General features: G+C 63.5%; 13 protein-coding genes. 2 read left to right on the top strand and 11 right to left on the bottom strand.

Going from position 1 to position 13,801, the window contains the following annotated elements:
- Window positions 1-3: 3 nt before the first annotated feature.
- The 5 genes from phnK to phnG are packed head-to-tail and all read right to left on the bottom strand — an operon-like array spanning window position 4 to window position 3,853.
- Window positions 4-780, bottom strand: a complete 777-nt coding sequence (phnK, locus tag HNQ71_RS29430; RefSeq protein ID WP_184877039.1) for a phosphonate C-P lyase system protein PhnK — start codon at window positions 778-780, stop codon at window positions 4-6.
- Window positions 777-1,670 carry an alpha-D-ribose 1-methylphosphonate 5-phosphate C-P-lyase PhnJ gene (locus HNQ71_RS29425; protein WP_184877036.1) on the bottom strand — a complete coding sequence of 298 codons (894 nt, stop codon included), beginning with the start codon at window positions 1,668-1,670 and terminating at the stop codon, window positions 777-779. The genes phnK and HNQ71_RS29425 overlap by 4 nt, the downstream gene beginning before the upstream one ends.
- Window positions 1,667-2,779: a carbon-phosphorus lyase complex subunit gene (locus HNQ71_RS29420; RefSeq protein WP_184877034.1), complete on the bottom strand. Its 1,113-nt coding sequence runs from the start codon at window positions 2,777-2,779 to the stop codon at window positions 1,667-1,669. Before HNQ71_RS29420 ends, HNQ71_RS29425 begins: the two co-directional genes overlap by 4 nt.
- A 1-nt stretch (window position 2,780) precedes the next feature.
- On the bottom strand, window positions 2,781-3,392 hold the full coding sequence (gene phnH, locus HNQ71_RS29415; protein ID WP_184877032.1) for a phosphonate C-P lyase system protein PhnH: 612 nt from the start codon (window positions 3,390-3,392) through the stop codon (window positions 2,781-2,783).
- Window positions 3,392-3,853, bottom strand: coding sequence for a phosphonate C-P lyase system protein PhnG (phnG, locus tag HNQ71_RS29410; RefSeq protein WP_184877030.1), 462 nt, complete (start codon window positions 3,851-3,853; stop codon window positions 3,392-3,394). Before phnG ends, phnH begins: the two co-directional genes overlap by 1 nt.
- Before the next feature lie 120 nt (window positions 3,854-3,973).
- Here phnG and phnF point away from each other — a divergent pair, with 120 nt between their 5' ends.
- A complete protein-coding gene (phnF, locus tag HNQ71_RS29405; RefSeq protein ID WP_184877028.1) occupies window positions 3,974-4,729 on the top strand; it encodes a phosphonate metabolism transcriptional regulator PhnF in 756 nt (251 codons plus the stop codon).
- Between the two features lie 103 nt (window positions 4,730-4,832).
- Here phnF and HNQ71_RS29400 read toward each other — a convergent pair whose 3' ends face one another.
- The 6 genes from HNQ71_RS29400 to HNQ71_RS29375 form a co-directional block, all read right to left on the bottom strand.
- Window positions 4,833-5,849 (bottom strand): zinc-binding alcohol dehydrogenase family protein, encoded by a 1,017-nt coding sequence (locus HNQ71_RS29400; RefSeq protein WP_184877026.1) that lies wholly within the window; start codon window positions 5,847-5,849, stop codon window positions 4,833-4,835.
- Between the two features lie 74 nt (window positions 5,850-5,923).
- On the bottom strand, window positions 5,924-6,892 hold the full coding sequence (locus tag HNQ71_RS29395; protein WP_184877024.1) for an ABC transporter permease: 969 nt from the start codon (window positions 6,890-6,892) through the stop codon (window positions 5,924-5,926).
- Window positions 6,889-8,442, bottom strand: a complete 1,554-nt coding sequence (locus HNQ71_RS29390) for a sugar ABC transporter ATP-binding protein (RefSeq protein WP_184877022.1) — start codon at window positions 8,440-8,442, stop codon at window positions 6,889-6,891. The genes HNQ71_RS29395 and HNQ71_RS29390 overlap by 4 nt, the downstream gene beginning before the upstream one ends.
- A gap of 158 nt (window positions 8,443-8,600) precedes the next feature.
- Window positions 8,601-9,593, bottom strand: a complete 993-nt coding sequence (locus HNQ71_RS29385) for an ABC transporter substrate-binding protein (RefSeq protein WP_184877020.1) — start codon at window positions 9,591-9,593, stop codon at window positions 8,601-8,603.
- 337 nt (window positions 9,594-9,930) lie between these two features.
- The gene (locus HNQ71_RS29380; RefSeq protein WP_184877018.1) at window positions 9,931-10,929 is read right to left on the bottom strand and encodes an aldo/keto reductase; all 999 of its coding nucleotides are present in this window, start codon (window positions 10,927-10,929) and stop codon (window positions 9,931-9,933) included.
- 122 nt (window positions 10,930-11,051) lie between these two features.
- A complete protein-coding gene (locus HNQ71_RS29375; RefSeq protein WP_184877016.1) occupies window positions 11,052-12,557 on the bottom strand; it encodes a UxaA family hydrolase in 1,506 nt (501 codons plus the stop codon).
- Between the two features lie 228 nt (window positions 12,558-12,785).
- Between HNQ71_RS29375 and HNQ71_RS29370 the strand changes: the two genes are divergently transcribed.
- On the top strand, window positions 12,786-13,688 hold the full coding sequence (locus HNQ71_RS29370) for a GntR family transcriptional regulator (RefSeq protein ID WP_184877014.1): 903 nt from the start codon (window positions 12,786-12,788) through the stop codon (window positions 13,686-13,688).
- Window positions 13,689-13,801 lie beyond the last annotated feature (113 nt).

Here is a 13,801-nt window from a genome sequence, read left to right as displayed (position 1 = left end):
GGATTACACCTGAAGTATCGAGGAAACGAGAAGCTGGGTGTAGGGTGCGCGCGGGTCGTCGAGCACGCCGTCGGTGAGACCGCTTTCGACGACGCGGCCATCCTTCATCACCATCATGCGCTGCGACAGAAGACGCGCCACGGCAAGGTCGTGGGTGACGACGATGGCGGCGAGACCAAGGTCGGTGACCAGGCCGCGCAGCAGGTCGAGCAGGCGTGCCTGCACCGAGACGTCGAGGCCGCCCGTCGGCTCATCCATGAACACCAGCCGCGGCCCGGTGACGAGGTTGCGGGCGATCTGCAGGCGCTGGCGCATACCGCCGGAAAAGGCGCGCGGCTCGTCGTCGATGCGGTCCTCGTCGATCTCGACGCGCGACAGCCAGTCGACGGCGGTGGCGCGGATCTTGCCATAGTGGCGGTCGCCGACCGCCATCAGCCGCTCGCCGACATTGGCGCCGGCCGACACGGTCATGCGCAGGCCGTCGGCCGGGTTCTGGTGGACAAAACCCCAGTCGGTGCGCATCAGGAAGCGGCGTTCGGCCTCGCTCATCCGGTAGAGTTCACGGAACTGGCCGTCGCGCATGCGGTAGCTGGCGGTGCCGGAACTCGGCAAGAGCCGGGTCGACAGGCAGTTGAGCAATGTCGTCTTGCCGGAGCCGGACTCGCCGACGACCGCCAGAACTTCGCCTGGCCACAGGTCGAAGGAGACGTTGTCGCAGCCGACGCGCGAGCCGTAGAATTTGGAGAGCGCCGAGACGCGCAGCAGCGGTTCGTCGGTCATCGCGCCGGCTCCATCATCTCAGGGGCAAGATGGCCGCGATGGCCCTCTTCACGCCGCTTCTCGCAGTGATCGGTGTCGGAGCAGACGAACATGTGGCCGCCATGGTCGTCGAGGATGACCTCGTCGAGATAGACATTCTCGGCCGCGCACAGCGCGCAGGGCTGGTCGAAGGTCTGCACCTCGAACGGATGGTCCTCGAAGTCGAGGCTGACCACTTCGGTGAAGGGCGGCACGGCATAGATGCGCTTTTCGCGGCCGGCGCCAAACAGCTGCAAGGCCGGCGAGCGGTGCATCTTGGGATTGTCGAATTTCGGCGTCGGCGACGGGTCCATCACGTAGCGACCCTCGACCTTGACCGGATAGGCATAGGTGGTGGCGATGCGGCCGTGCCTGGCGATGTCCTCGTAGAGCTTGACATGCATCAGACCGTATTCCTCCAGCGCATGCATCTTGCGCGTTTCGGTCTCGCGCGGCTCGAGGAATCGCAAGGGTTCGGGGATCGGCACCTGGTAGACCAGCACCTGGCCTGCCGTCAGAGGATGCTCGGGGATGCGGTGGCGGGTCTGGATGATGGTGGCGCTCGCGGTATAGGTCGTCACCGCGACATTGGCGACCTTCTTGAAGAAGGCACGGATCGAAACGGCATTGGTGGTGTCATCGGCACCCTGGTCGATGACCTTCAGCACATCATCGGGACCGATGATCGAGGCGGTGACCTGGACGCCGCCGGTGCCCCAGCCATAGGGCATCGGCATCTCGCGCGAGGCGAATGGCACCTGATAGCCAGGGATGGCGATGCCCTTGAGGATCGCGCGGCGGATCATCCGCTTGGTCTGTTCATCGAGATAGGCGAAGTTGTAGGTGGCGATGTCTGTCGGTTGAGCGGTCATTCCGCGGCCTCCCTCTTGTCGTCCGCCTTCACCGGGTTTTCGCGGGCGTCGTATTCGGCGTGCATGCGGCGCACGAGATCGAGTTCGGCCTGGAAGTCGACGTAGTGCGGCAGCTTCAGGTGTTCGACGAAGCCGGTCGCCTGGACATTGTCGGAATGCGAGATGACGAACTCCTCGTCCTGCGCGGCGGCGACGACATCTTCGCCGAGTTCAGACGCGCGCAGTGCCCGGTCGCAGAGCGCCATGGCCATCGCCTTGCGCTCGCTCTGGCCGAACACCAGGCCGTAGCCGCGGGTGAATTGCGGCGGCGCCTTGGCCGAGCCCTTGAACTGGTTGACCATCTGGCATTCGGTGACCCGCACGGTGCCGAGTGGCACGGCGAACGGGAGTTCGGGGACATCCAGTTCCAGCTCGACCTCGCCGATGCGGATCTCGCCGACGAAGGGATGGTTGCGGGCATAGCCGCGCTGCGTGGAATAGCCGAGCGCCAGCAAGAAGCCCTCATCGCCGCGTGACAGCGCCTGCAGGCGGATATCGCGCGCCATCGGGAATTCCAGCGGCTCGCGGGTGATGTCGCCGGGGACATGGTCCTGCGGCATCTCCCCATCCGGTTCGATCAGCCCCTCTCGGGCCAGGATCGCCGAGACGCGGGGCATGGCCTGCGTTTCGGTCTCGCGCTGCAGCGGCTCCGCGACATCGCCGCCGGCGGCAAGCTCGGGGTCGAGCAGCCGGTGCGTGTAGTCGAAGGTCGGGCCGAGCAGCTGGCCGCCGGGCAGGTCCTTGTAGGTCGCCGAAACGCGCCGCTCGACCAGCATGGTGGCGGTGTCGATCGCCTTGGAATAGCCGAAGCGCGGCAACGTGGTGCGGTAGGCGCGCACCAGGAAGATCGCCTCGATCAGGTCGCCGCGCGCCTGGACGATGGCAAGCGCCGCCAACTCGCGGTCGTAGAGCGAGCCTTCGCTCATCACCCGGTCGACGCCAAGCGCCAACTGTTCGACGATCTGGTCGAGCCGAAGGGCGGGCACCGAACGGTCGCCGCGCCGCCGGTCGGCGAGCAGGCTGTGCGCGTTGGCAATGGCCGCCTCGCCACCTTTTACCGCGACGTACATCTCAGGCCCCCATCGTCTTGATGCGCGTTGTGCGCGGCAGGCAGGCGACGCCGTCCGATGTGGCGAGGATGATATCGACGCCGCGCGGAAAGCGCTTGATGTTCTGCTTCCACTGTTCGACGAAATGACGCGGCATCTGCGCCGGCGCGATCGTCGCACTGGTCTCGATGCCGGGGCCTTCGAGCAGCAGCGGGGCACCCGAGGCGATGTCGCTGACTTGCAGGATCAGCGTGGTGGAGCGGTCGGGATAGTCCTGGGTACCTTGCGAAAAACCATCGAGCGCCATCATCTCTGCTGGCGCGGCAATGAGGGCGAAATGTGCATCGGCCGGTGTGTTGGCCAGGGGCGCACCGGTGTGGAAACCAAGCCAGGATTTGATCGCGGCGGAGGCCTGCAAAGCGGGATCGAGCCAGAGCGGGGTGTCGTTGTCGCAAAGCGCCAGCGCTACGGCGCCGGCGGTCGCTGAAAACGGCACCGGCGGGCGGGCGAAGGCGGGCAGGGATTGCAGGCTGCCCGGCCGCGCCATCGCGTCCATGACGGCGCGAAACACGGTCTGGGCGTCGAAGACCGGATCGGCGAAACCGCCCTCGATCGATTGCGCTGCGATGTCCATCAGTCTTCTCCGCGAACCATGGTGAAGAAATCCACCTTCGTTGCCGCCGTCTCGGCGCGGCGCCGTTCATGCGCCGTGGCCAGAGCCGACCGCAGAGGCGCTATGAGCCCGGTCTCGACCTCGGCGCGACGCGCCGGGTCCTGCCACAACGCGTCGGCGATCGCCGCCAGCCTTGCCTTCTGCTTGTCGCGGCCAAGCGCATAGCAGTGGCCGACCTGTCCGGACGGCAACCGGACAGTGGCGCGGGTAACCGTCGTCTCACCGACATTGAAGGGGGAGCCGCCACCGCCGATGCGGCCGCGCACGGTGACCAAGCCGGTCTCCGGGCCGCGCAGCAGCTCAGCTTCCGAGGGCAGCCCGGTAGCGTTCCAGAGCCGGACGACGTCATCGCCGCTGGATTGCGCCAGTGTTGCCATGGCGGCCTTGCGCTCGGCCCGATCGCGGGCTTCCTGTCCTCGCATGAGCAACATTCCTCTTGGCTAAATTTGTCTATTGATATAGACAACTATACAAATTATACCTATTATCTATCGCGAGTCCATGACGGGTGGATGACAAGCAATGGAAGGCTGGGGCAATTAATGGTCGGGCAGCTGGAAGTGGAAGCGGACGGCATCGAGCGGCGGAGTGGTGTCTCGCTGTGGCGGCAGATCGCCGACAAGATCCTGCATGCGATCGCCATCGGCGATTTCGCCGAGAATGCAGCGCTGCCGCCGGAGGTTGCGCTGGCCGAGCGCTATGGCGTCAACCGTCACACGGTGCGCAGTGCCATAGCAGCCCTTGTACAGGAAGGGGTGCTGCGGGCCGAACAGGGACGCGGCACCTTCGTGCTGTCGCGCAAGCGGCTGTCCTATCCGATCGGCGCGCGCACACGGTTTTCAGCAGGCCTGCAAGGGCAGGCGTCGGAACGGCATATAGTCCTGCTTGCCTCGTCGGTGGAGCCGGCCAGCCAGCGCGTCGCCGAGGGGCTTGGCCTCGCCAGGGGGAATGACGTGATCCGGCTGGAAACGCGCGGCGAAGCCGATGGTCGCCCGGTGTCGCGTGCTGCCGGCTGGTTTGAGGCCAGGCGCTTTGCCGGCATCGACGCCGCCATGGCGCAAACCGGCTCGATCACCGCATCGCTGGCACGTTTCGGCATAGACGATTATCTCAGGCAATCGACCATGCTGTCAGCGCGCCATGCCGATGCCGCCGACCTCGCCGACCTCGACCTGCAGCCCGGCGCCATCGTGCTGGTCACGGTCGCCGTCAACGTCACACCCGACGGCCAACCGATCCAGTTTTCCGAGTCACGTTTCCCGGCCGAGCGGGTCGAACTCAAATTGTCAGCGTTGTGATCCGACACCGCCGGTTGTCTCGATTGTCTGATGCAATTCCCTCAGGGAACGCGCCAAGCGCTTTTCCCCAGAAAACCGCTTCACACTTTTCCTGGGATTGCTCCTATCCGACCTCAATCACAGCCTTGATCAGACCGGATTTCTCATGTGCCCAGCGCGCGAGATCGCGAGGCGTGCCGGCCAGCGTGGTGCGGTGGGTGACGAGCTTGGCCAACGGCACGGCGCCGTTGCGGATCGAGGCGGTGACGTGGTCGAAGTCGGCGCGCAACGCATTGCGGCTGCCGATCAGGGTCATCTCGCGCTTGTGGAATTCCGGATCGGAAAAGCTGATGTCGTCCTTGACGACGCTGACCAGCACCAGTGTTCCGCCATGCGCGACATGGGCGAAAGCCGACTGCACCGACCGGGTGTTGCCGGTGGCGTCGAAGACCACGTCGAAGCCCTCGCCACCGGTCGCCTGCCCGACCAGATCGGGCACCGCGCCGCTAGAGCCGTCGAGGGTCTGGAAACCGAGCTCGTTCGCGGCAAAGGCAAGCCGTTCGCTGCTCATGTCGAGCAGCGTCACGTCAAGCCCGGCGATGCCGGCGAAGATGGCGGTGCCGAGCCCGATCGGACCGGCGCCGATGACCAGCGTGCGGGCGCCGGGATCGGCGCTTGCGCGCCGCACTGCATGCGCGCCGATGGCCAGGAACTCGACAGCTGCGGCGTCGGCCAGCGACAGGCCATTTGCCGGATAGAGATTTTGTGCCGGCACCAGAATCCGTTCGCACATGGCGCCGTCGCGATGGACGCCGAGCACCTCGATCCTGACGCAGCAATTCGGCTTGCCGTGCCGGCAGGCGATGCACTTGCCGCAGGAAAGATAGGGATTGATGACCACCGGCTCGCCAGCGGAAAGTTCGACGCCTTCGCCGGTCTCGACGATCGTTCCCGACACTTCATGGCCCATGATGCGGGGATAGGCGAGGAATGGGTGCTTGCCTTCGAAGATATGATAGTCGGTGCCGCAGATGCCGACATGGCTGACAGCCACCAGCGCCCAGCCGGGAGGTGGCGCGCTCGGTGCCGGGCGGTCTTCCAGGACGAGCTCGCCAGGCGAGCGGCAGATAACGGCTTTCATGCTTCAATCCAGTTTGTCATGAAAATCGCCGGCCCATTTGCATGACAGGACCGGCGATCGATCTCAAATTGTTGTCACTTGCCACCGCGGCGACGCAGACCGTCGAAATAGACGATAATGATGATCAGCGCGCCGGTGATGATGCGCTGCCAGAAGGCGTTGACGTTCAAGAGATTGGCGCCGTTGTTGATGGTGGCCAGAATGAAGGCGCCGAGCAGCGGCCCGTGCACCGAGCCGACCGCGCCGAACAGCGAGGTGCCGCCGATCACCGACGATGCGATCGCCTGCAACTCCCAACCCTCGGCCTGGGTCGGGTTGCCGATGCCGATGCGTGAGGCCAGCAACACGCCGACGAACGCCGCGCAGAGGCCCGACAGCGTGTACGCCATGTAGATGGTTCGCTGGACATTGACGCCGGACAGGCGCGACGCCTCGGCATTGGAGCCGACCGAGAACAAATACCGTCCCCAACGGCTGTGATGGAGGAAGATGTAGGCCGGAATACCGACCAGGATCACCATCCAGAACAGGTTGGGGACGCCGAGGAAGGAGTTGCGTGAGAACTCCTGAAAGGCATCGTTGTTGATCGAGATCGAATTGCCGTTGGTCATCAAAAGACCGATGCCGCGCAACGACGTCAGCGTCGCCAGCGTGATGATGAAGGGTGGCAGCCCCATCTTGACGATGCCGAAGCCATGGAACAGGCCGATGGCGACGCCGACCAGCAAGGTGATGAGGATGGCGAGGAAGACCGGGACGCCGGCATTGATCAGCATCGCGGCTATGACGGTGGCGAAGCCAACCACGGCGCCGACCGAAAGATCGATGCCGCCGGTGATGATGACGAAGGTCTGGCCGACGGCCAGGATGGCGATCATCGAGCCCTGGCGCAGCAGGTTCGAGATGTTGTTGGCCGAAGCAAAGCTTGATGTCGACAGTGACAGGATGACCCACAGCAGCACCAGCAGCGCCAGCAGCGTCAGCCCGAACAGGGCATTGTAGTTGCGCTTCGGTTTTTCGGCAGCAATCGCCTCGGTGCTCATGTCTGTCCTCCCAGCTTTTCTTGTTTCTCGGCGAGCGCCTGTGTGAGAATTTCCTCGTGATCGGCGGTCCGGAACCCGTGCGTGGCCACCAGTTTGCCGCGGCGGAATACGTGCAGCGTGTCGGCCAGTTCGTAGACCTCGGGCAGGTAGGACGAGATCAGGATGATGCCGGCTCCCTTCGACAACAATACGCTGAACAGGCGGTAGATCTCGGCCTTGGTGCCGACGTCGACGCCGACCGTCGGCTCGTCGAAGATGAACAGCCTGGCGCCGTGGGCCAGCCATTTGCCGATGACGATCTTCTGCTGATTGCCACCGGACAGGCTGGACGCCAGTGCACTGCGCGTCGGCGTCTTGATCCTGAGATCGGCGATCTGGCGGTCGGCCTGGGTCCTTTCCTGCGCATTGGAGATCAGCAGATTGTTCGAGATGCGCTTGTAGATCGGCAGGTTGAGATTGAGGCCGACCGAAAGGTTGAGGCAGAGACCCTGATCGCGACGGCTTTCCGGCGCCAGCGCCATGCCAAGCTTGATCGCGTCATGCTCGGAATTGATCTGGACCGGCTTGCCTTCCCACAGGATCTGGCCGGCCGATTTGCGGTGGCGGCCGTAGAGCGTGGTGACGAACTCGCTGCGCCCGGCTCCGATCAGACCGTAGAGCCCGACGATTTCGCCGGCTCGGACCGTCATAGATACATTCTCGAAGCCTTTGCCGGAAAGGTTCCTGGATTCGAGGATCGCCGCGCCCGGTGTGAAATGTTCCTTGTGGTAGATCTGTTCGATCGAGCGGTTGATCATCATCTTGACCAGCTCCGCGTCGTTGGTCTCGGCGATGTTGCGGGTGCCAACCAGCGTGCCGTCGCGCAGCACGGAAACGCGGTCGGCAAGCTCGAACACTTCCTCCATGCGGTGGCTGATGTAGATGATCGTCACGCCTTCGGTCTTCAGCCGGCGGATCAGGGTGAAAAGCTGGTCGGCCTCCTTGCGGGTCAGGTAGGCGGTCGGCTCATCGAAGATCAGGAATTTGGTGCCGCGCACGGTGGCGCGAGCGGCGGCGATCAGCTGCTGCTGGCCGATGGTGAGGTCGCCGAGCGTGACATGCGCCGGCAGATCGAAGCCGAGATCGTCGATGATCTTCTGTGCTTCCTTGACCATGGCGCGTTGCTGCAGGATGCCGAAGCGCGAATTCTCCTCGCCGAGGAACATGTTGGCTGCCACGGTCAGGTGACGGCAGAGCACGACCTCCTGATGCACGGCATTGATGCCGAGTGCCATCGCCTCATGCGGTGTCGCCAAGGCTGCCGGCTGGCCCTCCCAGATCACCTCTCCGGAGGTGCGCGGCATGACGCCGGTGAGCAGCTTGATGAGCGTCGATTTGCCGGCGCCGTTCTCGCCGACGATGGCGTGGATCTCGCCGGACTTGAAAGCGAGGTTGACCGGCTTCAGCGCGTGGGTGCCGGGATAGCGCTTCTCCAACCCGCGCAATTCGAGGATGGTCCGCCCCGGTTCCAGCACGGGTGCCGGATGCAGTTCCTGCGCCGTCGACGTCATGACAATCCTCCCAGATTGGCCTCACGATTGGCACGCTGCAAGGCAAGGATACGCCTCGAAAGGCAGCCTAGCTCAACCTAGTGGATTGCCAAGCCGTTTGTGCCGGCAGTGGATGTTTCCGGGGCGCGAGGCCCCGGAAACGATTTGGATGCGGCGGTTCAGAGCTTCGGGTTGAGCAGCGCGTCGATCTTTGGCTCTTTCATGTTGGCCTTGGTGACGAGGTTGGCGCCTGTGTCGACATTGGCCTCGACCTTCTCGCCCTTCGAGGCGGCGAGCGCCGTCTTGATGCCGTCATAGCCCATCCGGTAGGGGTCCTGGACAACGAGGCCGGAAATGACGCCGTCATTGAGGAACTTGATCAGCTTCTCGTCGCTGTCGAAGCCGATCAGCCCGACCTTGCCGGCAAGGTTGTTCTCTGCGATCGCCTGGCCAACGCCCTGCGCCATGATCAGGTTGGAAGCGAAGATGCCCTTCAGGTCCGGATTGGCGGTGATCAGGTCGGTGGCGATGTTGAGGCCGGTGGTGGCCTGGCCGTCGGCATATTTGTCGGCGACGAGCTCGAGGCCCGGATATTTTGCCTTGAGCTGTTCCTTGAAGCCCTGGGCGCGCTGCTCCAGCGAGCCGGCGCCGGGAAGTGCCGTGATCAAGGCGACCTTGCCCTCGACCTTACCACCATTGGCCGCGCCGATGGCTGCTGCAAGACCGTCCGCGGCGACGCGGCCGCCCTGCACGTTGTCGGTGGTCAAGAACGAGGTGAAGGCCTTGGAGTCGGCGCCGGAGTCGATGCCGATAACCTTGACCTTGGCAGCGGCTTCGTCGATCGGCTTGCCAAGCGCCTTGGCTTCGGTCGGCGCGATGACGACGGCGGCCGGGTTGCCGGCGACGGCATTCTCGAGGATCGAGATCTGGCCGTTGACATCGGTTTCAGCCTGGGCGCCGAGTTCCGGTACGTTGACACCGAGGTCCTTGCCGGCCTTGCGGGCGCCGGCCAGAACGATCTGCCAGTAGAACGACGTGGTGTCCTTGACGATGATCGGAATGGTCACGTCCGCCGCCGAAGCCGGCGCCGAATGCATGACGCCGGCGAGCATCGAGGCTGCCGCCAGCGTCATCACGGCGCGGCGGTTGAGAATGCTGGTTACGAATTTCATTAGGAATCCTCCCTAAGTCGCCTGGTGAACGTTACGGAAGCTCCGTCCGGATAGGCGTGGCCCAAACAGAACTTTATCAATAAAAAACATTTACAGTGTTTTGATAGTGCATCGGCCCAGCCGATGCAAGTGGTGTTTCGCGTCAACCCTGCCGAGGTCTGGCAGGGGCAAATAACCGCGCCACTCCTCCCTTGTCGCCGTCAAACGCTCCCGTTCCGTTCCGTGAAGTCATGGAATATTAATTCCATTCGTTAGTCAATATGGAATGTTCATTCTTTCATTGGATCGCGAGAATGTGAAGCCCAGGTCACCTTTCAAAGGCGTGTGGATGAGAGCTTCACGCCAGCTCCTGCACCAGAGTGTAGGGCCGGTATCTGGCGTATTCCGTCTCGGGCACGTCGATGTCGAGCAATTCGAGGTTGCGGGTCAGGTTTGCCGGCTTGGCGGTGCCGGTCAGCACCGTGGCGACCGCGGGTTCACGCAAGGGGAACTGGAATGCGGCAGCGGCCAGGGGATAGCCACCCTCGGTGGCGATCCTTTCCATCGCACCGACGCGGTCCAGCACATCATGGTTGGCGGGCAGGTAGTCGAAATGCGCGCCTTGCACGGGCCCGGTCGCCAGGATGCCGGAGTTGAACACACCGCCGATGACCAGTGACGTCTGTTGTGCCCTGCACAATGGCAGCAGTTCCGCTTCGGCGCTGCGGTCGAGCAAGGAATAGCGGCTGGCGAGCAGGATGCAATCAAGTGGCGCCCGACGCATCACATCGAGGCAGATCTGGACCTCGTTGACGCCAAGCCCATAGGCTGAAATGACGCCGGATCGCTTCAGCTCTTCGAGTGCCTTGAGGCCGCCATCCATGAACTCACGAAAATGCAGTTTGGTCTTCTCGACGCCATGCGTATAGGCGCCGATGTCGTGGACGAACAGGATGTCGATCTTGTTGAGGCCAAGCCGCGCATAGCTGAAATCGACCGAACGCATGATGCCGTCATAGGAATAGTCGTAGTCCAGCGCGAACGGCAGCGGATCGACATAGGAGTGATCGGGAACACGGTCGTCCGGCACCGGGCGGAACAGGCGGCCGACCTTAGTCGACAGCACATAGGAATCGCGCGGCTTGTAGCGCAGGAAGTCGCCGAAGCGGCGTTCCGACAGGCCGAAACCGTAGAAGGGTGCGGTGTCGAAATAGCGCAGGCCGGCCTCCCAGGCGCCTTGCAGCGTCTCCATCGCCGACTCGCGCGAACAGGCTCGGTAGAGGCCGCCGATCGCGGCGCCGCCAAAGCTGATCTCGGTGACCTCGAGCGCAGTCCGACCGATGCGGCGCTTGTTCATGCGAAAACCTCCCTGTTGCCGACCGTGTCCGGTTGGCAGCCTTCAGATATCAGTTCAATCCAGAGCAATTCCAGGAAAAATGTGTAACGGTTTTCCGTCCGGAATTACGCAAAAACAACGGGTTAGAGCGTTGCACCAAGATGCCAGGGCACGAACTCGTTGTCGCCATAGCCGAAATCTTCGCTCTTGGTCTTGCGGCCGGAAGCCGTCTCGACGATCAGTTCGAAGATCTCGCGGCCCATGCCGGCGATGGTTTTCTCGCCCGAGGCGATGACGCCGCAGTTGACGTCCATATCCTCTTCCATGGTGTGATACATAGTCGAGTTGCTGGCGACCTTGATCGACGGCGTCGGCCGGCAGCCGAAGCACGAGCCGCGGCCGGTGGTGAAGACGATGACATTGGCGCCGCCCGCCACCTGTCCGGTGGCCGAGACCGGGTCGTAGCCGGGCGTGTCCATGAACACCAGTCCGTTGCCGGTGACCTTTTCGGCATAGCCGAAGACGCCGTTGAGCGGCGTCTGGCCGCCCTTGGCGACCGCGCCCAGCGACTTCTCCAGAATGGTGGTGAGGCCGCCGCGCTTGTTGCCGGGCGAGGGGTTGTTGTCGATCGAGGCGCCATGCTTGGCGACGTGATCCTCCCACCACTTGACGAAACCGTCGAGCTTCTGCGCGATCTCCGGTGTAGCCGCGCGATAGGCGAGCAGGTGCTCGGCACCATAGATCTCGGTTGTCTCGGAAAGAATGCCGATGCCGCCGACGCCGGCCAGGATGTCGACGGCGGCGCCCAGCGCCGGATTGGCCGTAATGCCCGACATGCCGTCGGAGCCGCCGCATTGCAGGCCGACGACGATCTCACTGACCGGGATCGGCTCACGCTTCAGCTGGCCGACTTCCTCTGCGATCTCGGCCAGCACCAGCATCGCCTTTTCGACCGATTTGCGCGAGCCACCGGCGTCCTGGATGTTGAAGTGGCGTTTGCCGGCGGCAGCTCCCTTCTGGCCATAGAGGGTGAGCTGATTGACCTCGCAGCCAAGCCCCACCATCAGCACGCCGCCGAAATTGGGGTGACGGGCATAGCCGGCGAGGGTGCGATGCAGCACCATCATGCCGTCGCCGGTGCCGCTCATGCCGCAGCCCTGGCCGTGGACGATCGGGACGAAGCCGTCGATGCCGGGATATTTCGGCAGCAGGGTTCGGTTGGCTTGGTCGGCGATGGCATGGCAAACAGTAGCCGAGCAATTGACGCTGGCGATGATGCCGATGAAGTTGCGCGTACCCGCACGACCATCGGCGCGGCGATAGCCCATGAAGGTCCGGGTGCGGTCAGCCTCCGTCGCGTGCTCGGCCTCGCTCGGCGGCACCACCGGCAAGCGGCCGGATTCGAAAACCAGATTGTGCGAATGAACGTGCTCGCCCGGCGCGATGTCCTGTGTCGCGCGGCCGATTGCCTGGGCGTATTTCACCACGGCCTCGCCGGCGGCGATCGGCTTGATCGCCACCTTGTGGCCGGGCTCGATCAGCGCAGCGGCGACGGCACCGCCCGGCAGCGTGGTGCCGATCTCGATGCGGCCGTTGGCGACGGCGACATTGTCGGCCGGGGACAGAAGAATGCTGTTGGAGGCGTTCACGGGCGGTTTCCTGGGTGATCCTGGGATGCGCGGGCGGATTGACACGCGCCTGTTAAAAGATAATGTCTTTTATCGTGAAAAAACAGTTTTGCGTCAATTGTTTTTTCGCTGGGGAGTTCCGCATGTCCTTGGGTGTTCCGAAAGCGATTTCGCTTTTCAGGGGTCATGGGAACGTCATATTGCGCTTCAAGCCAGCAGCCGCAAGCGACGGCGTGCAACGGGTCAGGGATGTCGAAGAGCAACAACGTCTACAAGGATGCCTACAACAGGTGCCTCAGGCTGCTCGATGAAACACGCAGCCTGCCTTCGGAGCCGGAACTGGGTACCTTGCTTGGTGTCAGCCGGACGACCGTCCGCACCATCCTGGCGCGCATGGAAGAGACGGGGCTGATCGCCTGGAACAAGCGCGCCAAGACGGTGCTGCGCGAACCGCGTCCCGATGATTTCTTCCCCGAGGAAGAGACCGATACGCTGGCCGAAATCATCGAGCGGTCGTTCATGCGACGGCTGCTCGCCGGCGGCGCCGAGGCCGGCATGCAGATCAACGAGCTAGAACTGGCGCGCGAGATCGGCGTCGGCACCACCAGCGTGCGCGAGTTCCTGATCCGCTTCTCCCGCTTCGGCCTGATCGAGAAGCGCCGCAACAGCCATTGGGTGCTGAAGGGCTTCACCCGTGCCTTCGCACTGGAACTGACCGAAATCCGCGAAATGTTCGAACTGCGCTCGGCGGCGGCCTTCGCCGCTCTGCCGCAGGACAGCGCGGTCTGGACCGATCTCGACCGCCTCGAGGACGAGCATCGCTTGCTGGCAAGCGAAATCGCCACCCGCTTCAACGAATTCTCGGAGCTGGACGAGCGCCTCCATCGCCTCATCCACCGGGCGTCGCACAACCGCTTCATCGTCGATTTCTACGACGTCATCGCCATGATCTTCCACTATCACTACCAGTGGAACAAGGCGCAGGAGCGCGAGCGCAACGAGGTCGCGATCGGTGAGCATCTCGCCTATATCTCGGCGCTCAAATCGCGCGACCTCGGCAAGGTCGACGCCGCCTGCCGCAAGCACCTGAAGTCGGCGCGCCAGACATTGCTGACTTCTATCCCGGAGAGCCGGCCGCCACTGAAACCCTGATATGCCGCGTTGCCGCAGCATCGATTTGCCGATTTTCGACCTGCCCCCGCCGTGATAGGTATCCCTCCGGTGATTGCTCGATGAGGGAGATCGTTTGAACAGCCGGGAGAAAC

This window comes from Mesorhizobium sangaii (genome assembly GCF_014207355.1).
In the GTDB taxonomy this organism is placed as follows: domain Bacteria; phylum Pseudomonadota; class Alphaproteobacteria; order Rhizobiales; family Rhizobiaceae; genus Mesorhizobium; species Mesorhizobium sangaii.
This window is presented reverse-complemented; position numbering and strand designations above follow the sequence as displayed.